A 407-nucleotide genomic window follows, 5' to 3' on the forward strand; every position below is an offset into this window, starting at 1 on the left:
TAGCACTTCAGGTTCGATAATATTCATTTCTGCAATATCCGAAATAGCCTTCACTTCGTTATCAGCGACAAAACCATTATTTTTTTGCCGCAAATTCTTTAAGAATTGTAACGGAGCTACTGATTTTACGGTCTGTACTAAACGAATTGCAGGATTAGATTCATCATTTGATGACTGTTTGGGTTCATTCGTTTGTACTTTTGTTTCAATACCTTTTGTGCGAACTTGTATTTTTCTGAAATTACCTTCAAGTGATTTCTTAATTGCTGGCAAATCAATTTGTTTATTTGGAGAAGTTGTCGCTTGAATGACTCTGACTAACTCAATATCTGATAAACCATATAGTGCTTTTTGAATCATCAAATCAGCTTCGTTAGTCTGTAGCGTTCTCAATTTAATACCATAGG

1 pseudogene is annotated in these 407 nt (G+C 34.2%); it reads right to left on the minus strand.

The features are described from left to right. A pseudogene (locus tag CP370_RS09435) lies at positions 1–360 on the minus strand (helicase DnaB); the annotation flags it as partial. Positions 361–407: the final 47 nt, after the last annotated feature.

Origin of the sequence: Lactobacillus sp. UMNPBX19, from assembly GCF_002553805.1 — a bacterium.
Classification (GTDB): Bacteria; Bacillota; Bacilli; order Lactobacillales; family Lactobacillaceae; genus Lactobacillus.